Annotated in this window: 12 protein-coding genes and 1 pseudogene; 6 read left to right on the plus strand and 7 right to left on the minus strand. The window is 71.4% G+C overall.

Annotated elements, in window-relative coordinates; translation table 11 throughout:
- Window positions 1–114: 114 nt before the first annotated feature.
- Window positions 115–2022: an FHA domain-containing protein gene (locus tag BLW82_RS40935; RefSeq protein ID WP_256216134.1), complete on the plus strand. Its 1908-nt coding sequence runs from the start codon at window positions 115–117 to the stop codon at window positions 2020–2022.
- A 160-nt stretch (window positions 2023–2182) separates the two neighbouring features.
- On the opposite strand, the gene BLW82_RS40940 is transcribed toward BLW82_RS40935, so the two are convergent.
- The gene (locus BLW82_RS40940) at window positions 2183–3610 is read right to left on the minus strand and encodes an alkaline phosphatase family protein (protein WP_093507275.1); all 1428 of its coding nucleotides are present in this window, start codon (window positions 3608–3610) and stop codon (window positions 2183–2185) included.
- 535 nt (window positions 3611–4145) lie between these two features.
- Between BLW82_RS40940 and BLW82_RS40945 the strand changes: the two genes are divergently transcribed.
- Window positions 4146–5087, plus strand: a complete 942-nt coding sequence (locus BLW82_RS40945) for a L,D-transpeptidase (protein ID WP_093507277.1) — start codon at window positions 4146–4148, stop codon at window positions 5085–5087.
- Here BLW82_RS40945 and BLW82_RS40950 read toward each other — a convergent pair.
- The gene (locus BLW82_RS40950; protein ID WP_093507278.1) at window positions 5058–5981 is read right to left on the minus strand and encodes an EamA family transporter; all 924 of its coding nucleotides are present in this window, start codon (window positions 5979–5981) and stop codon (window positions 5058–5060) included. The genes BLW82_RS40945 and BLW82_RS40950 overlap by 30 nt on opposite strands.
- Before the next feature lie 39 nt (window positions 5982–6020).
- On the opposite strand from BLW82_RS40950, the gene BLW82_RS40955 reads away from it, so the two are divergent.
- Window positions 6021–6545 (plus strand): MarR family winged helix-turn-helix transcriptional regulator, encoded by a 525-nt coding sequence (locus BLW82_RS40955; protein WP_093507280.1) that lies wholly within the window; start codon window positions 6021–6023, stop codon window positions 6543–6545.
- A gap of 126 nt (window positions 6546–6671) precedes the next feature.
- On the opposite strand, the gene BLW82_RS40960 is transcribed toward BLW82_RS40955, so the two are convergent.
- Complete coding sequence (locus tag BLW82_RS40960) at window positions 6672–8525, minus strand: arabinofuranosidase catalytic domain-containing protein (protein ID WP_177233358.1); 1854 nt, start codon at window positions 8523–8525, stop codon at window positions 6672–6674.
- Window positions 8526–8810: 285 nt separating this feature from the next.
- On the opposite strand from BLW82_RS40960, the pseudogene BLW82_RS40965 reads away from it, so the two are divergent.
- Window positions 8811–10362: pseudogene (locus BLW82_RS40965) on the plus strand (MFS transporter).
- A gap of 208 nt (window positions 10363–10570) precedes the next feature.
- Here the strand turns inward: BLW82_RS40965 and BLW82_RS40970 are convergent.
- A complete protein-coding gene (locus BLW82_RS40970; protein ID WP_093507283.1) occupies window positions 10571–12091 on the minus strand; it encodes a catalase in 1521 nt (506 codons plus the stop codon).
- 339 nt (window positions 12092–12430) lie between these two features.
- On the opposite strand from BLW82_RS40970, the gene BLW82_RS40975 reads away from it, so the two are divergent.
- Window positions 12431–12637 (plus strand): hypothetical protein, encoded by a 207-nt coding sequence (locus tag BLW82_RS40975; RefSeq protein WP_093507285.1) that lies wholly within the window; start codon window positions 12431–12433, stop codon window positions 12635–12637.
- 160 nt (window positions 12638–12797) lie between these two features.
- Here BLW82_RS40975 and BLW82_RS40980 read toward each other — a convergent pair whose 3' ends face one another.
- Window positions 12798–14414 (minus strand): sodium/solute symporter, encoded by a 1617-nt coding sequence (locus BLW82_RS40980; protein ID WP_093507287.1) that lies wholly within the window; start codon window positions 14412–14414, stop codon window positions 12798–12800.
- The gene (locus BLW82_RS40985) at window positions 14411–14848 is read right to left on the minus strand and encodes a DUF485 domain-containing protein (RefSeq protein ID WP_093507289.1); all 438 of its coding nucleotides are present in this window, start codon (window positions 14846–14848) and stop codon (window positions 14411–14413) included. The genes BLW82_RS40980 and BLW82_RS40985 overlap by 4 nt, the downstream gene beginning before the upstream one ends.
- Window positions 14849–15519: 671 nt before the next feature.
- On the opposite strand from BLW82_RS40985, the gene BLW82_RS40990 reads away from it, so the two are divergent.
- Window positions 15520–16704 (plus strand): beta-ketoacyl-[acyl-carrier-protein] synthase family protein, encoded by a 1185-nt coding sequence (locus BLW82_RS40990; RefSeq protein WP_093507291.1) that lies wholly within the window; start codon window positions 15520–15522, stop codon window positions 16702–16704.
- A gap of 34 nt (window positions 16705–16738) precedes the next feature.
- Here BLW82_RS40990 and BLW82_RS40995 read toward each other — a convergent pair whose 3' ends face one another.
- On the minus strand, window positions 16739–18880 hold the full coding sequence (locus BLW82_RS40995; protein ID WP_093507293.1) for a SpoIIE family protein phosphatase: 2142 nt from the start codon (window positions 18878–18880) through the stop codon (window positions 16739–16741).
- Window positions 18881–19021 lie beyond the last annotated feature (141 nt).

Below are 19021 nucleotides of genomic sequence, written 5' to 3' on the forward strand. Positions count from 1 at the left end.
ATGTCAAGCGTGTCGCTGTCCCGCCGGTTGACTGCCGCCCGGAGTGGACGTGCGCGGCAGTGTCCGGCGGTCCCGCAGTGATGTCGAGGTCAATCACTCCTGGAAGGAAGTGCCGTGGCACCGGTGCTGGTCGGACTCGAAGGTCTGCTGGCGGGGGAGCGCATCCCGGTCCTGGACACCCGCGTCACCTTTGGGCGCAACTCGGAGAACACCGTCGTCATCTCCAGCCTCAGCGTCTCCCGCTTCCACGCGGAGATCGTCTTCGACGAGGACAAGGGTTACGTACTGCGTGACCTGGAGAGCAGCAACGGCACGCTGGTCAACGGGGAGGAGGTGGAGTCCCGGCTGCTGCAGCCCGGCGACGAGATCGCCCTGGGCGACCAGGAGTTCCGCTTCGAGGTGGCGGACGCCATGGAGACGCTGATGGCGCTCTCCCTGCCCCGGTCCGTCACCCACGCGGGGCAGAAGGACGGACAGGAACCCGTACTCCAGGTCACCGTCGCCGGCGGCGGCCCCGTCGGGCTCTCCCTCGCCCTGCTCCTGGAACACTTCCTCGGGCCCCAGGTGAAGATCACCGTCTACGACGGCAGGTGGCGCAAGCAGGGCCGCACCGTCGTCTGGAAGAGCAAGGACGAGGGCAACGTACGGCGCCAGCAGGTGGTGACCGTGCAGAGCCGCCAGTACCTCGCGTGGCCCGAGGAGGTACAGGCGCGCCTCTTCGCCCCGGAGCACTACACGGAGATGTGGCCCTCCGGCCCCGACTCGGTCGGCGACCACAGCCCGCGCAACATGCGCATCGCCTACATCGAGGACCGCCTGCTGGAGCTGGCCAACGAGAAGCGGGACCGGATACGCCTCATACCCGGCCGGTTCGACCCGGCGGAGCAGCAGGAGGCGCTCGCCTCCCAGCACGTGCTCGCGATCTGCGACGGCGGCCGCTCGCGCACCCGGGAGCACTTCGCCGCCCGGTTCGGCAAGGCCGACGAGTCGATCTACTCCCTCGACGGCCGCCACCTCCAGGACGTCGTGCTCGGCCTGCGCGTGAAGTCCGGACTCAGCGACCCCATGGCAGTGCTGCTCACCGTCGCCCAGAACCGCTTTCTGCTCAACTCGCTGCGCGGCGAGGGCTTCCTCAACATGCGGCTGACCGACGCCGAGACCGCCGAGGTGATCGGCCTGGACCCGGTCCGCCGCGTCTTCGAGGAGTGCATCGCCTCCCGGCCGTGCCTGATGGACCGTGACGAGTACGGCGACTTCCAGTGCTCGACGCACGGCACGCTGTTCCTGCCCGCCCTGGTCAAGGGCTCGGCCCTGTGGCGGCGGGTGCAGGAGGGCCTGCTGCTGTTCGGCGTCGAGGCCGACGACCTCTCGGCGGTCACCAGCTTCCGCCTGGACATGGTGCAGCGTCCCCGCTTCTCCGCCGAGTTGCTGCCGCCCACCACCACCTCGCCGGGCACGTACGGCTTCCTGCTCGGCGACGCCGCCAACGCGATCCACTTCTGGCCGGGCCGCGGCCTCAACAGCGGCCTCGCCTCCGCGATCTCGCTGGCCCGTTCCCTCAACGGGGCATGGAACGGCAGGCCGTTCCGGGACGCCGACTTCCTCCGGCACGAGGCGGCGATGTCCATGCTGCAGTACCGGCACAAGAGCCGGGCCTGGAAGGCGATGGTGACCACCGACGACCGTGGCGTCACCTGGGCGATCAAGGACATCATCGGCCACGGCATCGACGGGATCCCCGAGGAGCCCGACCGCGAGGCGGACACCAAGACGCTGCTGGAGCGCATGCAGGCCATCCGCGACCGGCTGGCCCTCCGTCTGCCCGGCATGCCGGACGACGAGGCGATCCTGGAACGCCTGCGCACCCTGCAGCCCGCCACCCTGCGCATGCTCGTCCTCAGCGGCGCCTGGGACACGCTGACGATGGGCGGTGAGGAGGTCGACATCGACATCTTCTACGGCCAGGACTCGTCCGCGGCCGCCGCGGCCGTGGAGGCACTGGAACCGGCCGCCCAGGCGTAGACCCGGGACGTCCGAGACCCCACCCGCCGGACCGTTCGTACCGGCGGGCGGGGCCGGGCCCCGGCCCCGTCGTCGTGCGAGGGCCGTCGGGCACGGGACCGTCGGGCACGGGACCGTCGGGCACAGGACCGTCGGGCACGGGACCGTCGCGCCCAGGCGGTCAGATGTGGGGGCGGTAACCCTTCTCCTGGCGGGGGAAGGACTGGTCGGCGCCGGGCAGGGTCGGCTTGGGCAGCGTGACCACTTCTTCTTGCGCCTTCTCCAGCTGCCCGGCGGTGTCGTCGGGGAGCCGTGGCGCGCGCGGGCGGGCGTCGCGGAAGCGGAACGCGGTGGTCAGGTCACCGAAGGCCGCCCGCCGCCAGTCGCTGACGTTCGGCTCCTCGACGCCGGTGAAGCGCTCCAGGAACTGCAGCGCCGACGTGTGGTCGAAGGCCTCCGAGGCCACCCAGCCGCCCACCGTCCAGGGTGAGACGATGACGGCCGGGACCCGGAACCCGCCGCCGATCGGCAGCCCCTGGACGAACTCGTCCTTCGTGCCCGCAGGCGGGGTCGGCGGCGCCACGTGGTCGAACAGGCCGTCGTTCTCGTCGTAGTTGAGGATGAAGGCGGTCTTCCGCCACACCTTCGGGTTCGCCGCGATGGCCTCGATCTTCGAGGCCACGTAGTCGGCGCCCGCGGCCGGCAGGTAGTCCGGGTGCTCGGACTGGTAGCTCGTCGGGCAGATCCACGACACCGTCGGGAGCCGGTCGGCGCGTGCGTCGTCCTCGAACGTGCCGCGCGCCTGAGGCCGCACCCCCCGCTCGTACAGATCGGAGCCGGGCTGCGCGTTCCTGAACGCCGCGAACTGCTCCAGCATGTTGGTGCCGTAGTCGTCTTCCTCCTGGTACACCTTCCAGCTGATCCCGGCGGCCTGGAGGCGCTCGGCGTACGTGGTCCAGCGGTACGGCGTGGGCGCCGCGTTGCTGATGACCGGACCGCCCCGGGTGCCGCCCGGGTCGATCGAACCGGTCATCCACATCAGGCGGTTGGGCCAGGTCGGGCCGAACACCGAGCAGAAGTAGTTGTCGCAGATGGTGAAGGTCTCCGCGAGGGCGAACTGGAAGGGGATGTCCTCGCGGGTGTAGTAGCCCATCACGTAGGGGCCGTTGACGCCGTCGGCCTTGCGGTGGGCGGGCAGCCACTGGTCCATCCTGCCGTTGTTCCAGGCCTGGTGCTGCACTGACCAGGCGTGGCTCGTGGAGGGGATGGCCTGGGCGCTCGACTTGTGCGTGTCGAGGTGGAAGGGCAACAGGTAGCCCTTGGGGTTGACGGTGTCGGGCTGGTAGAAGACGGAGCGCCCGTTGTCCAGCTTCAGCGCGTGCGGGTCGGCGAAGCCGCGGACGCCGGAGAGGGTGCCGAAGTAGTGGTCGAAGGACCGGTTCTCCTGCATCAGCATGACGACGTGCTCGATGTCGTGCAGGGAGCCGTTCCTCGGCGGTTCGGCGGCGACGGCCTTCCGGACGCTGGGCGGCAGGAGGGACAGGGTTGCGGCGCCGCCGATCGCGCCGGCGGCGGAGCCCAGCAGTCTGCGACGGGTCGGTTCGGCCATGACTGCTCCTTTGTCGGACCCTCCGGCAGGGAAGGTCTTTGCGGGAGTGACGGCAGGCCCGGCCACGAGGACGGGCCGCCGTTCACTGTGGGCCCCGGGCGGTGCGGTGCGTCAGGTGCGGCTGGTGAACTCCGGGCCAACGCACGGAAGGAATTTACCGGTCCGTTACGACCAACACCCGCTTGACGTGCGGGTGTTGCCAGAAGTTATAGAACGATGGCCGTTACATGAATCACGCGCGTCCGGGCGCCGCGCACCGCGGCAGGGGTGCGGCCGGTGACGACGGCCCCGTGGCGGTCGCCCGGCCCTCCTGATGCGCTGCCGGGCATCTCCTCGCACGGTGCCGGCCGGACCGCGCCGGGCGCCGGCCGCCGATTCTTGATCCATGTTTTACGTCCCCGGGGGAACTGGAACCCGTGCTGCAGCAGTCTGACGGACAGTGGGGCCTGGAGAGGCCGCAGGGCGAGACGAGTGAGTGGGGCAGGGCGTGGGACGGCGCAAGGGTGGCATAGGCATCGCAGTCGGTACGGTCGCAATGCTGGTGGGGGTGACCGCCTGCGGTGGCGGGGGCGGCAGCGACAAGGCGAGCGGGGGCGACGCGAAGGCGTCCGGGACGCCGAGCGCCAGCGCCTCGCCCAGTCCCACGAAGCCCGCGGGACCGCCGATGCTGCTGGACACGATCACCCCGCAGACGGGCACCACGGTCGGCGTGGCCATGCCGATCTCGGTGATCTTCACGAACCCCGTGGCGGCCAAGGCGCGGGCGAACGTCGAGAAGCACATGAAGATCAGCACCTCGCAGCCGGTGGTCGGCGCCTGGCACTGGATGGGCGACCGCCGCGCCGACTGGCGGCCGAAGACCTACTGGCCCTCCGGTACGAAGGTGAAGATCGACGCCGACATGACAGGCGTCAGCAACGGCAACGGGCGCTACGGCGTGCACGGTTACACGCACACCTTCACGATCGGCGACGACGTGCGGGCGGACGTCTCGGTGACCGGCCACACCATGAAGGTCACCCGCAACGGCCAGACCGTGCGTACCCTGTCGATCAACGCGGGCAGCGCCCAGTACCCGACGTGGGACGGCACGATGGCCGTCATCGACAAGCAGGAGAAGGTCCACATGACCTCCTGCAGCGTGGGCATCAGCTGTGACAAGGGCAGCCCCAACTTCTACGACCTGACGCTGCCCTGGGACGTCCACCTCACCCAGTCGGGCACGTACGTGCACTACTCGACGGGCGATCCCAACCCGGGCAGCGGCAGCGCCCGCGGTTCGCACGGTTGCGTCCACCTGTCGCTGTCGGACGCCAAGTGGTTCTACGGCCAGGTCAAGCAGGGCGACCCGGTCACCATCACCGGCTCGCCCCGGGGCAAGGCCCCGGCCGACAACGGCTACGCCGACTTCAACCTGGGCTGGGACCAGTGGCTCACGGGCAGCGCGTCAGGACAGGAGACGACCACGGCGCTCTGACCCGCGGTGGGAGGGCCGCCGGCTCGCTTCCGGGAGCGGCGGCGGCCCCTCCCGCCTGGGCCGGCCCAGGACGACTCCGGCCAGGGCCAGCACCAGTCCGCACAGTTGCCGGCCGGTCAGCACCTCTCCGGCGACCGCGGTGCCGAGCAGGACGCCGGTGACGGGGTTGAGCAGACCTATCAGCCCGACCGTTCCCGCCGACAGGTGCCGCAGCCCGGTGAACCAGGCGACGAAGGCCAGCGCGGTGGCGACCAGCGAGACGTAGCCGAACGCGAGCAGCGCCGGTGCGGAGAGCGCGGGCGGCGGACCCTCCACCACCGCGGCGACCGGGAGCAGGGAGAGGCCGCCGGCGGTGAGCTGCCAGGCGGTCGACGCGAGCACGTCGGTACCGGCGCTCCACCGCTTGGTCAGGACGTGCCCGAAGGCCGACACCAGCATGGCGGCGGCCGAGGCCAGGATCCCCGGCACGCTCGTGCCCCGCACCCCCGTGAGCAGCATGAGGCAGACCCCGCCGAGTCCGAGCACCGCGCAGGCCAGTTGGGCGGGCCGGGGCCGCTCGGCCACCAGGGGCCAGGCCATGAGCATCATCGTCAGCGGGGACACCGCCATGACGGTCGAGGCGACGCTCGTCGGAAGCAGCTGGGAAGCCGCGTAGACGAGGACGAAGAACACGCTCATGTTGAGCAGCCCGAGCACCACGGACCGCCACCACCACGCACCGCGCGGCCGCTGTCTGCGCAGCGCCAGCAGGACGAGACCCGCGGGCAGCGCCCGCAGGGCGGCTCCGTAGAGCGGGCGGTCGGCGGGCAGGAACTCGTGCGTCACGTAGTAGTTGGCACCCCAGGCCACCGGCGCGACCGCGGTGACCGCCACCCAGCGTGAATTAGCTTCCATGGAAACTAATATAACTTCCTGGGAAGGTATTGTGGGGACATGAAGCACGATGAACCCATCGACCGCGTGGCCCGCATCCAGGCCGACTGGCGCCGCGAGCGGCCCGACGTCGACGTGGGCCCGCAGGGGGTGATCGGCAGGCTGCACCGCCTGGCCGGCCGGCTCACCGAGGAACTCTGCCTCGTCTACGGCCGCTACGGCCTCGGCGAGGGGGAGTTCGACGTCCTGTGCGCCCTGCGCCGTGCGGGAGAGCCCTACGAGAGGGCGCCGGGCGAGCTCGCCGCGCACACCATGGTCACCACCGGCGCGATGACGAAGCGGATCGACCGCCTCGAACGGGCGGGACTGGTCACCCGCCGCCGCTCCGACGACGACCAGCGCGGCCGTATCGTCGCCCTCACCACGCCGGGGCGCGAACTCGTCGACCGTGCCTTCACCGACCACATGCGCAACGAACGCCGCCTGGTCGACCTGCTGACCCCCGCCGAGGCCGAGTCGCTCGAAACCCTGCTCACCACCTGGCTGGCCCGCATGGAGGACCCGGACACCCCCGGCGGCGAGTGACCGGTCCCCGGTACGCGGCCACGCTCACCGGTTCACTCGGAGGGATGAACCTCGCGCACTCGTGGCAGGGCTCGTAACAGAGTGGAGGGTGCGCCCCGCCGTCGGCAGGGCGCACCCGGGCGGCGCTCAGGTCAGGCCGAAGGTCTGTGCACCGGACCCGTTGCAGTCCCAGATCTGCAGGCGGGTGCCGTTGGCGGTGGCGCCGCTGGGGGAGTCGAGGCAGCGTCCGGACTGGGGGTTGAGGAGGGAGCCGTCGGCCTGCTGGACCCACTTCTGGCCCCCGACCCCGTTGCAGTCCCACAGCTCGACCTTGGTGCCGTTGGCCGTGCCGTTGCCCACGATGTCCAGGCAACGCCCCAGCGTGGCGAGGGAGTTGTCCGAGCCGTGGTACCAGTGCTGGTCGATCGCGTACGTCTGGCAGTCCCACAGCTGGACGGCGGCCCCGTTCGTGCCGGTGTCGTCGGCGGCGACGTCCACGCACGTGCCGCCCGGGCCCTTGACTGGCCCGCCGCCGTTCACCGAGAACTTCTGCGCGGCGGCGCCGTTGCAGTCCCAGATCTGCAGGCGGGTGCCGTTGGCGGTGGCGCCGCTGGGGGAGTCGAGGCAGCGTCCGGACTGGGGGTTGAGGAGGGAGCCGTCGGCCTGCTGGACCCACTTCTGGCCCCCGACCCCGTTGCAGTCCCACAGTTCGAGCTTCGCCCCGCCGGCCGTGCCGTTGCCCTCGATGTCGAGGCACCGTCCGAGGGTGGACAGCGAACCGTCGGGGTTGTGGGTCCAGTGCTGGTCCTCGGCGTACGTCTGGCAGTCCCACAGCTGGACGGCGGCCCCGTTCGCGCCGGTGTCGTCGGCGGCGACGTCCACGCACTTGCCGCCCGGACCGGTGATGGTCCCCTGCGGGCCGTTCGGCACGTCCGTCGCGCCGTTGTACCCGACGGAGACGATGTTCGCCTGCACGGCGTTCTCGGCGGCGTCGGTGGGATAGCCGGAGACCATCACGCCCTCGAAGAAGGTCCCGCGGTTCCAGTTGCTGTTGTCGCCCCCGATGCCCAGGATGATGCCGCCCTCCTGCTGCATGGGCTGATAGCCGCCCCGGGTCGGCAGCGCCCCGTCCCACCAGGTGGAGAGCCCGCCCGACCGGGAGTCGCCGCCCTTGAGCGCGTACCGGGTCTGCCCGTTGTTCTTCAGTACGGCGGTGACGAAGGCGGAGCCGTTGCCCCGGTTCGCCGTGTTGGAGCCGTTGGCACCCTGGAACATGCCGTTCTCCAGGTCGGCCTCGACCCACGGGCCGTTCCCGGTGCACGGCGCGAAGTAGCAGGTGGTGGCGATGGACACGGCGTCCATGTGGCCGTTGCCGGTGTCGGCGGGGGTGCGTTCGGCGTTGCCGTAGTCGAAGCAGCAGGCGGATCCGACATGGGTGCCGCTGGCCACCATGTAGGCACCCTCGGGCTGTCCGTTGACGGCGACACCCGACGCGACCCCGGTGTAGCGGTAGCCGACGCCGGGCGAGATCCACAGGCCGTAGACCTTGTGGCCGCCCGCGGTGACGGCGATCTCGGACGCGTCGGCACCCCGGTCGGCACCCATGCCGGCGGTGCCGGCGGGTCCGGGGGTGAGGTCGTTGTGGCGGCCGCTCTGGTCGTAGATCCTCGTGATCCGGCAGCCGCCGTCCGCGGCGCAGAAGGCGTCCTGGGCCGCCGCGTCGGCGTACCCGCCCTGGGTGAGCGGTCCGATGTCGGCGGTGGCCCCGTCCGAGACGCGGGTCACCTGGTACAGCGCGCCGGCGTAGGAGGAGAAGAGTGCGCGGGTGACGCTGTGCGCGGCCACGCACGGGGTACCCGCCGCGGCGTAGATGTCGCAGGGCAGCGCGCCTGCGGCCTGCGAGGCGGCCGGGAACCCGAGCAGCAGCCCGAGCGCGAGACCCAGGGAGGCCAGTACGGCCAGGACCCGCGGCCCCGGTGCACGCAACCTTGGCGAGGTCATGACATATTCGGCGGACAGGGATCCAGGCATGCGCGTCCCTTCGAAGCTGGAACGGGGGAGGCCGCACCGGGGGTGCGGCGGAACAGCTCTCAGATCGGCTCGGCCCGGAACTTACGCACGCTGTTCGAGTCCGTCAATATTTGTTTCCTTTTTTGGTTCAGACCAGAACCGGTGGGAGGCGGTGGTTGCAGGAGCACAGACCGCGCGTGTGGCGTCGCCGTTTCGGGGCAGCCGGTTGTGGTGTGAGGTGTTCGCGCCCGCCGCGGAGTTCGCGTCGGCGAACTTCTGCCGGTCGAGCCCGCTGACGGTGGAACGGGGAGCAACGTGTCCGAAGCCGTACTGCCCCGGCAGGTCCGCGACGAGCTCGTCCGCAGGCTCCGGCGGACCAACCGGGCCTTCCGCAGCGGCGACGTCCAGGTCGTCGAACGCCCGCTGCTGCGGCGCGCGGTCGGCGCGTCGGCGCTCGGCAACTGCATGGAGTGGTTCGACTTCGGCGTCTACAGCTACCTCGCCGCCACCATCGGCAAGGTCTTCTTCCCCGGAGCCTCCCCCGGCGCCCAGGTGATCTCCTCGTTCGCCACCTTCGCGGCCGCCTTCGTCGTGCGGCCCCTCGGCGGACTCTTCTTCGGGCCGCTCGGCGACCGGGTCGGCCGGCGGGAGGTGCTCGCCACCACCATGATCATGATGGCGTTCGGCACCTTCGCCATCGGAGTGATCCCGAGCTACGCCGCCATCGGCATCGCCGCCCCGGTCCTGCTCCTCGTCGCCCGCATGGTCCAGGGGTTCTCCACCGGCGGCGAGTACGGCGGCGCGACCACGTTCGTCGCGGAGTACTGACCGGACCGGCGCCGCGGCTTCCTCTCCAGCTGGCTCGACTTCGGCACGTTCGTCGGTTACGCCCTCGGCTCGGCCCTGGTCACCGTGCTGAACGTGCTCCTCACGGACCAGCAGATGCTCACCTGGGGCTGGCGCCTGCCCTTCCTGATCGCGGGCCCGCTGGGTGTGATCGGCCTCTACATGCGGCTGAAACTGGAGGAGTCCCCGGCCTTCCAGCAGCAGCTGGACGACCACGAGAAGAGCGTCGCCCAGGAGTCGGCACGCAGCGAACTCCGGACCGTCGTCACGCGGCACTGGCGCGCACTGCTCGTCTGCATGGGCCTCGTACTGCTGTACAACGTCACCAACTACATGGTCACCGGGTATTTGCCGACCTACCAGACCGAGACCCTGCACCGCTCCAGCGGCTCGGCCGGCCTCCTGGTGCTGATCGGCATGGTCTGGATCGTCGTACTGATCACCTTCGTCGGGCGGCTCAGCGACCGGATCGGACGGCGTCCCGCTCTACGGGGTCTCCGCGGCCGCCATGATCCTGCTCGCGGTGCCGTCGTTCCAGCTGATCAGGGCGCACGGCACCTGGCCACCCGTGCTCGGCGTGCTGCTCCTAGCCACCCTGCTGGCCTGCTTCGCCGCGCCGAGCGCCGCGACCCTCCCGGCTCTCTTCCCCACGGCCGTCCGCTACGCCGCGATGGGCATCGGCTTCAACATCGCGGTCGCGGCCTTCGGCGGCACCACACCGCTGGTGACCGCCGCCCTGGTCAACGCCACCGGCGACGAGCTGGTGCCCGCCTACTACCTGATGCTGGCCGGCGCGATCGGTCTGCTGACCGTCCGCTTCCTGCCGGAGAGCGCCCAGGTCCCGCTGCGCGGCTCCCGCCCCATGGTCGGCTCACGCGCGGAGCAGCGCCGGCTGGTCAGCACCTCGAAGGAGCTGTACACCGCCTGCCTGCGGGACCGGGCGGGTGCGGGCGTCAAGACCTCAGAAGCCGGTCCGGACTGAGCGGCACCTCCTGGAGCAGCAGGCGGCTCCGCGCCTCCCGTATCCCGAGGCCGGCCCTGCGGCGGTCGACGACTGTCTCGAACTCACGGCGTGGTGACCGGGCCACCTGCCACGCACCGGGCCCCCGGCATCCGGGTGAAGGGTGCCGCGCGAGCCCACGGCTCGCACGGCACCCTTCCCGTTCGGCGTCCGCTGTTCGCGGACGGGATCAGGCCTTGTCCTGCATGGAGCTTCGTGCGGGATTGCCCTGCTCGGCGGCCTTGGGGTCCTTGTCGTCGCCCTTGGCGCGGACGCCGTCGGCGATGCGCTTGCCGATTGTCTCGTCGATGTTCGACCAGTACGTGAACGCGCGCTGGAGGACCGGCTCGCTCACGCCGTTGAGCAGATGCCCCACGACGTTGTCCACCAGGCGGTCGCGGGCGGCGTCGTCCAGCACCTCCCGCACCATGGTGCCGGGCTGGCCCCAGTCGTCGTCCTCGGGGTGGGAGACGTACGCGGCGCGGACGATCTCGCCGTCCGCCTCCCAGGTGGGCGGTGGGCCGAAGCGGGCGGGGTCGGCGGCGGGGCCGCCCTTGGAGTTCGGGGCGTACACCGGGTCGGACGTCTTGCGGAAGGCCATCGCCCCGTCCTTGGAGTACGTGTGGACGTCGACGATGGGCGCGTTCACCGGGAGTTGCTGGTAGTTGGCGCCGATCCGGTGCCGGTGGGCGTCCGCGTAGGAGAACAGCCGGGCCAGCAGCATGCGGTCCGGGCTGGGCCCGATCCCCGGAACGAAGTTGTTCGGCTGGAACGCGGCCTGCTCGATCTCGGCGTGGTTGTCGGTCGGATTGCGGTCCAGGGTCATCCGTCCGACCGGGACGAGCGGATAGTCACCGTGCGGCCACACCTTGGTGAGGTCGAACGGGTTGAAGCGGTAACCCGCGGCGTCCGCGTACGGCATGAGCTGCACGTACAGGGTCCAGCTGGGGAACTGGCCGTCACGGATGTGCTCGAACAGGTCGCGCATGTGGTAATCCGTGTCGACGGCGGCCATCTGGTCCGCCTCGTGCTGGGTGAAGAACTCGATGCCCTGGTCGGTCTTGAAGTGGTACTTCACCCAGAACCGTTCGCCCTTGGCGTTGATCCACATGTACGTGTGCGAGGTGTAGCCGTTCATGTGGCGCCAGGTCCGGGGGATGCCGCGGTCGCCCATCAGCCAGGTCACCTGGTGGGCGGACTCCGGGGAGAGCGTCCAGAAGTCCCACTGCATGTCGTGGTCGCGCAGGTTGTTGTCCGCCCGGCGCTTCTGGGACCGGATGAAGTGCTGGAACTTCATCGGGTCCTTCACGAAGAACACCGGCGTGTTGTTGCCGACCATGTCGTAGTTGCCCTGGCTGGTGTAGAACTTGATCGCGAAGCCGCGGGGGTCGCGCCAGGTGTCCGGGCTGCCTCGCTCACCGGCGACCGTCGAGAAGCGGATGACCAGGTCGGTGCGGGTGCCGGGCTGGAAGAGGCCGGCCATGGTGTAGGCGCTGACGTCCTCGGTCACCTCGAAGTGACCGAACGCGCCGCTCCCCTTGGCGTGCGGCTGGCGCTCGGGGATCCGCTCCCGGTTGAACTGTGCCATCTGCTCGATCAGATAGGCGTCCTGCAGCAGGACCGGTCCCCCGGGCCCCACGGTCAGCGAGTGCTCGTCGCTCTCGACGGGGGCACCGGAGTCGGTCGTGGTGAGGGGTGGCTTCTGCGTCATGACTCTGCCTTTCTCGGCGCGGAGCAGTGGATGCCGGTCCCTGCGGTGACCGGGGTCCGTGCGGAAACCGGGTCCTTGCGGTGTCCGGGGGCCGCCGACCGGTCGGGACATTGGAGGCCGCGCCCCGCAGTGGCGGGTGACCAGGCCCGGGCGAGGCAAACACCGAGCGCCCGGCACCCGCCGCCCGAGCCCGCGCCGCGACGGCGGCGCGGCCCGGCTCTCCGGGATCCAGCGTGGTCCCACCGGGCCGGTGCCGCCACTCGGGGGCCGGGGACGAATTCCGGCAGGGGACGCCGCCGCCGGTCGTGTCCCCGGGCAGGGACGGTCGTTCCTCAGAGCATGAAGAGGATCATCACTGCCGCCGCGCTCGCCCTGACGGGCGTGGCTCTCGCCGCCCCGGCCCACGCGGACGGAACCACCCCCGGCCCCTCCCGTGACCTCGCCACCAAGGTCGCCGGGGCGCTGCCCAAGGCCGCGGTGGCGGGTCTGAACGCGGCCGCCACGTCCATGGCCACCGGCATGCAGGACCGGCCCCCGGCCAAGTAGACGGGGACCGGCCCGTCAGGTCCGTCCGTGGCACGGGTCGGTCCGACCCCGACCCGGCTCGTTTCGCGACGGCCCGGGTCGGGCGGCGACCTCTGGGTTTGGCGGCGACCTCTCGGTCGGGGGCGACCTGTCCTGCCGGTACCTCCGTAGCTGACCGCTCCTACCGGGGCGAGGGGCCCGGGGGTGAGCCGGTCAGCAGGTGGCGCTCGTGGGACTCGTAGCGGCCGCGTTCACGGTCGGCGGCCCTCCGGCCGGCGAGGACGGTGGTGAGCCAGCCGGTGAGGAAGCCCGCGGGTACCGAGACGAGCGCGGGCGTGTTGTAGGGGAACCAGGCGAAGTCGGCGTCCGGGAACGCGGACAGCGGTGTCCCGGAGACCAGGGTGGTGCCGGGGGCCAGGGCGAGCACGGTCAGTGAGCCCACGACGAGAGTGGCGAGGAGCGCGGTGCGCGTGTAACGGCGCCAGAAAAGGGTGTAGAGGAGCGCGGGGGCGATCGCGGAGGCGCCGAGGGTGAAGGAGACGCTTGCCAGCGGCTGAAGGCTGCGGTGCTGGGCGAGGACGGCCAGCACGATGGTGGGGACGCCCACGGCGAGGGCGCAGCACCGGGCGAGAGCGAGTTCCCGGGCCGGTGCCGGGGGAGTGGCGCGGGACGCGGTCAGGTCGTGGGCGAGGGTGTTGGCGCAGGCCAGTGTCATGCTCGCGACGGAAGCGAGCAGGGTGAGGAAGACGGCGGTGGTGACGGTGGCGAAGAGCAGGCTCTCCGGCCGGGACAGGCCGGTTCCGAACGCGGCACGGGCACCCAGCAGGTAGGCGGTCGTGCCGTGCGCGTCGGCGGCGGCGATGCGGTCGTGACCGAGGAGCGCGGTCGCGCCCGTGCAGATCAGGGTGAGCATCAGGATGAACAGGGTCACCGAGGAGACCGCCCAGGACATCGCCCGGCGGACCTGGCGCGGCGTGCCCGCCGTGTACATGCGCATGGTGACGTGCGGCAGGCAGGCGCCGCCCAGCACGATGGCGCCCTGGGTACTGGCCATGTCCAGCGCGGGGTGCGGGCTGCTGGAGTACTGCAGTCCCCAGGTCAGGTAGGCGTCCCCCGCTCCGCTGCGCGCGGCCGCCGCGTGGAACAGCGCCTGGGGCTGCCAGTCGAACGCGCGCAGGATCAGCACGCTCACGACCAGCCCCGAGCCGAGCAGCGCCACGGTCTTGATGATCTGGACCAGCGCGGTGCCGGGCATCCCGCCGAGCGCCGCGTAACTGATCATGAGGACCCCGGCCCCGGCCACGCACCCGTTCTGCATGCCGGGGTCGGTGAACCCGAGGACGTACGCCAGGAGTTCACCGACCCCGGCGAGCTGGACGACCATCATCGGCACCAGGGCGGCGAGGGTGACCAGGCAGGCCGTGACACGGACCGACCGGGCCGGGTGGCGGCGGGCCAGCGCGTCGCCCATGGTGTAGCGCCCGGTGTTGTGCAGGGGTTCCGCCAGCAGGAACATCAGCAACAGCAGCGACAGCAGGGCGCTGAGGGCGAGGACGATGCCGTCGTAGCCGCACAGGGCGATGATCCCACCGATGGTGAGGACGGTGGCGGCGGAGATGTAGTCACCGGCGACGGCCAGCCCGTTGCGCAACGGCGACAGGGACCGGTAGCCGGTGTAGAACTCGGCGAGGTCGTCCGCCTCCGGGCCGGTGAGCACGCAGAGCAGCAGGGTGAGGGCGACGACGGCGCAGAACGCGACGAGGGACCAGGACTGGGCGGAGCCGCCCAACCCGGTCACGGCGCCTGCTCCCGGTCCGCGACGGCCATGCCCGACTGGCGGCGTGCGCGCCGTGCCAGGGGATCCACGAAGCGGTGCGCGGCGGCCTCGTGGAGAAGGACCGCCAGCCAGGTCACCGGGATCTGGACCAGGGCCAGGACCAGTCCGGTGGGCAGGCCGCCCGGACCCGGGCGGGTCATCAGGGCAGGCGCCTTGACGGTCAGGGTGAGGAAGGCGGCGAAGTAGCCGAGCGCGGTGATGGTCGCCACCCGCCGTTGCCAGCGGTACGCCCGCCGCAGCAGGCGCAGGGTGCGGTGGGCACCGGAGCGAGGGTTCGCCGGAGGGGTGTCGTACGGCTCCTCGCCGGTCGACCAGGCCGGGGACGGGCGGTCGTACGGGGTCGGGCGGCCGCAAGGGGAGCCGCCCGAGGGTAATTCAGGCACATCGTAGGACATTTCGGCAACTCCTGGGTGGGGACCGGGGCCGGTCGTGACGGGACGCGAGCAGGGAGGGCGGTTCGGCCGGCCGCACGCCGTGCGGCCGAGAGCTGGTGGGAAACCGTGTGCGCCGGTCGTCCGGGACGTCGTCTCGTGGGAGAGCGGTCGAGTGGGCAAAGCGCCATGGTCTCCGGCGTGGGCGCCGTTCGCCAGGGGTGCGGCCGGAGTCGACGGGGACAGCCCGCGGTGCGCGGGGCTGACGTCGGGATCTGAGCCAGGAGGTGATGAAGCATGGGCGGAGCGCGCGGTGGCGCGATTGTTTCGAAAAGTGCGCCGTCGCACACCTCATGAGCCCCGGCCCGCGCGGCGGTTGGTCCGCCCGTGCGGGGCGCGGCTGTGACACACCTCATGGGTGGCGTGGGTCTCGTCCGGCGGCCCGATCCGTACGTCCTTCAACTTCCGCAAGACGCACGGGCTTTGCTCGGCAACGATCTCGGCGGTGCGGTCCGGGGGCCTCGAGGGCCAACGGCCGGAGGGAACTTTCATGCCGTTATGGGGACATGAGGCCGCCGGGGAGTTGCCGTATGCGAAGTACATTGCAATGGCAGTGTCTTGGCCTCAAGTCCCTGCAATCGGGGGTGATTCGGACACTTCACTCATTTAATGGCTTTCTGTGAAAGATGCGTGCTATGAGCGCCTATCTGACTCCTCCAGCCGTCCTCCAAGGCGAACATGACGTGAAGACCGGCGAGATCCTCGCGGAGGTGCGCAGCCGGCATCCGCAGGCGACGTGGCTCTCCCGGATCGACGGCATCGCCGCGAGCACGGGGATCGACTCCCGCGGGTGGATGCTGCCGCTGGAGACGGCCGCGGCCCCCGGCAGCGGGTCGGGCCTGCGAACTCCCCGTGCCGGCCAGGCCCGTACGGCCCTGGCCGGCAGCGGGTTCACCGAGCGTGAGGTGAACCGCGCGATCGCAGCGCTGGAGGCCATACCGGCCCCGCAGACCGTCCAGGAGCGCACCGCGCCGGCCTGGGCGGCCGTGCAGACGTACGGGGAACGCGCGGCCCGTGACGCCCTCCGGGCCGCCGGACTGGACACCTCCGACGTCGACTGCGTGATCACCAGCCACTCCACCACTCCGGCCCTGCCGGGACTGGACCTCTCCCTCCTCAACCGCCTCGAACTGCCCGCCGACGTACTGCTGCTGCCGGCCACCCAGTGGGCCTGCATCGCCGGCACCCGGTCGCTGGCACTCGCGGCCGACCTGGTCGCCGCGGACCCCGACCGGGTGGTGCTGGTCGTGATATCGGAGGCGCTGAGCACCACCTACCAGCCGGCCGACGACACGCTGGAGTCGCTGATCGTGCGGCTCCTGTTCGCGGACACCGCCGTCGCCGTGGTGGTCACCGGCCGCCCCCGGCCGGAGTCGGTCCTGCGCCTGGACGCGGCCTGGCACCACACCCTGCCCGGCACCACCGACCTGCACCGGCTGGAGACCCGGGAGGACGGCACCCACTTCGTGATGGACCGTCGAGGGCCGCGCGCGGTCCAGCAGACGGTGGCCGCGATGTGGGAGTGGCTGCGCGCACGCCACCAGGACGACGGGCGCTCCTGGCATCCCGATCTGCTGCTCGCGCATCCCGGCGGGACGCGGGTGCTGGAGTACATGGAGCAGACGATGCCCGACAGCTGGCCGGAGGGGCTGCTGGCCTACAGTCGTGACAGCTACACCTCGGGCAACCGCGGCGGAGCCGCCGTACTCGACATCCTGCGCCGCGCCCACGACGCGGGACAGAAGCCTGGCAGCCGTACGGTGCTGTACGCGGCCGCGCCCGGGCTCACGGCCACGGCACTGGAAGGCGAGTGGCTGTAGCGGAAGGCCCGCCGCGCTCCTCGCGGCACCTTCGCTACCCCTCGAGTTCCGCCCACACGGCCTTGCCGGTGTCGGTCCACCGCACGCCCCAGCGCGTGGTCAGCTTGTGGACGACCTGCAGACCCCGCCCGCCGTCGTCGAGCAGGTCACCGCGGCGCAGCCGCGGTCGGCCGTTGCCGCTGTCGCCGACCTCGCAGGTCAGCCGGGATCCGGCCCGCACCAGCCGGACCGTGACGGGCCCGGTGCCGAACCGGACGGCGTTGGTGACCAGTTCGCTCAGTACCAGCAGCGCGCCGTCCCGGGCCTGTTCGCCCAGGTGCCAACGCCGCAGCAGGGGAGCGGCCAGGGTGCGGGCGCGGGCGGCGGTGTCGTCACGGGCGGGCAGCCGCCAGGTGGCGGTGTCCCGGCCGCGGCGCCCGGCCATCCGGGCCAGCAGCAGCGTGACGTCGTCGCGCAGCGGCTCCGGCGGGCCCAGCCGGGCGACCACGCGACGCGCGGCCTGCTGCAGGTCGTCCCAGGGATGCACCTCGCGCACCACGTCCGTCAGCCGGCCGATGCCGTCGTCGATCGAGGCCGCCGGATCCTCCACCAGGCCGTCGGTGTAGAGGACGAGGAGCGAGCCGGGCGGCGCGGCGAACTCGTGCACCTCGAACGGCTCCCGTACGACGAACTCCGCGCCGAGGGCCGGGTGCGGCTGCGCATCGAGGGTGCCGGCGGAACCGTCGGGAAGCACGAGGACCGGGGGCAGGTGGCCGGCGTTGGAGATCAGCACCCGGTGGTCGACCGGATCGTAGACCGCGATGCAGCACGTCGAGCCCAGCGCGCTGTACCCGGCCGCGAGGCCCGCGTCGGTGTCGTCCAGCAGCGTGACCGTCTCGTCCAGCCGCTCGAGCACCTCCCCGGGGCCCAGCCCCGCCGACAGCAGGGCCCTCGCCTCCATGCTCAGCTGGCCCATGGCCGCCGCGGCCCCCAGGCCGTGCCCCACGACGTCACCGACCACCAGCGCGGTGCGGTCCCCCGGCAGCGGAAAGCTGTTCACCCAGTCACCGCCGACGCCCGCGCTGTCCGGGGTGGTGGGCTCGTAGACACTGGCGACCTCGATGGTGTCGCTGCCCGCCCGCGGCAGCAGCCGGCGCTGCAGGGCCAGCACCTGGGCGTGCTCACGCTGGTGCTGGCGGGCCAGGTCCACGTGCCGGGCGGTCTTCGCCACGAGTTCCTGCAGGTCGAGCAGTTCGCCGTCGTCGAAGGGACACTCCGGCCGCCGCCAGACCTCCGTCACGCCCAGCACGATGGGACCCTGGGTGCCCTCCGGCCCTTCCACGACCAGCGGGATGCAGGCGACGCTCACCGGCCGGTTGCCGGGCACCAGGGCGCGCACCAGCTGCGGATCGTCCAGCGCCCGCTCGATCGCCGCACGGTCCGGGATGACGACGGCCTGCGGAACGTCGTCGCGCATGACCGCACCGGCCAGCAGGCTGCTCGCCTCACGGGGGAGGTTGTCCCCGGGCGTCAGGTATCCCTCGGGCCAGGCCCGGTCCGGCACCAGGGCCGCCCGCCGCAGCCGGATGCGGTCCTGTGCCTGCTCGGTGACCGCCTCGCCGGTCCACACGGCGTAGTCGAGGTTGACGGCGGCCACGTCTCCCCAGGCCAGCAGGGACTGGGCCAGGGACTGCGCGGTCTCCCCGATGTCCAGGGACGTGCCGATCGCGGTGGCCGAGGCGTACAGGTGCAGCCGCTTGGCCATGGCGATCAGCGAGACCGTCAGGCCGTCCTGCGGCGGTGCGGCCGGCAGGATGCTCATCGAGACCACCAGCTCTGACCCGTCCCTCCGCCGCAGGCGCTGCACCCGGGCGACATGCGCCTCCCGCGTCTCGAGGACCCGCAGCAGCCGCTTCGTGACCGTCGGCACGTCCCCGGGCGGCAGCAGGTCGGCGAAGGCCGTCCCCGGCGCGGCACTCACCCCCGCGAACGGGGCCGCGTCCAGGTTGGAACCGGTGATCCGCAGATCCCGGCCGAGACCGACCACTCCGAGGATCCGTTCCCCGCCGTCGGTCTCGCCGGCGGCCCCCGGGGCGCCCTCCTCGTCCACCGCCTTCGCTCCGCCCTTCGGGATGTAATCCCCCAGGGCGCCGCTGACCGTGTCGAACGGCGAAGCAGAGGAGGGTGTGGGGTCCATGCAGCTCACACAGCTCGCTGACTCCGGCGCGTACCGGCAGATCTTCCCGGGTCCGTGCGGGCAGGCCCCGAGGACCCGCTCCCGCACATCTCATGGGTAACACAAATACCCTGCTCACCGAAGGGATAAAAGTGATCAAAA

The organism is Streptomyces sp. Ag109_O5-10 (assembly GCF_900105755.1).
Classification (GTDB): domain Bacteria; phylum Actinomycetota; class Actinomycetes; order Streptomycetales; family Streptomycetaceae; genus Streptomyces.

What these genes read in the sequence shown, in the direction of transcription:
- BLW82_RS40950 (WP_093507278.1), bottom strand. Translation starts at nt 5,981, where the DNA reads ATGGAAGCTAATTCACGCTGGGTGGCGGTCACCGCGGTCGCGCCGGTG.
- BLW82_RS40985 (WP_093507289.1), bottom strand. Translation starts at nt 14,848, where the DNA reads ATGTCCTACGATGTGCCTGAATTACCCTCGGGCGGCTCCCCTTGCGGC.
- BLW82_RS40960 (WP_177233358.1), bottom strand. Translation starts at nt 8,525, where the DNA reads ATGACCTCGCCAAGGTTGCGTGCACCGGGGCCGCGGGTCCTGGCCGTA.
- BLW82_RS40970 (WP_093507283.1), bottom strand. Translation starts at nt 12,091, where the DNA reads ATGACGCAGAAGCCACCCCTCACCACGACCGACTCCGGTGCCCCCGTC.
- BLW82_RS40975 (WP_093507285.1), top strand. Translation starts at nt 12,431, where the DNA reads ATGAAGAGGATCATCACTGCCGCCGCGCTCGCCCTGACGGGCGTGGCT.
- BLW82_RS40990 (WP_093507291.1), top strand. Translation starts at nt 15,520, where the DNA reads ATGAGCGCCTATCTGACTCCTCCAGCCGTCCTCCAAGGCGAACATGAC.
- BLW82_RS40995 (WP_093507293.1), bottom strand. Translation starts at nt 18,880, where the DNA reads ATGGACCCCACACCCTCCTCTGCTTCGCCGTTCGACACGGTCAGCGGC.
- BLW82_RS40955 (WP_093507280.1), top strand. Translation starts at nt 6,021, where the DNA reads ATGAAGCACGATGAACCCATCGACCGCGTGGCCCGCATCCAGGCCGAC.
- BLW82_RS40945 (WP_093507277.1), top strand. Translation starts at nt 4,146, where the DNA reads ATGCTGGTGGGGGTGACCGCCTGCGGTGGCGGGGGCGGCAGCGACAAG.
- BLW82_RS40940 (WP_093507275.1), bottom strand. Translation starts at nt 3,610, where the DNA reads ATGGCCGAACCGACCCGTCGCAGACTGCTGGGCTCCGCCGCCGGCGCG.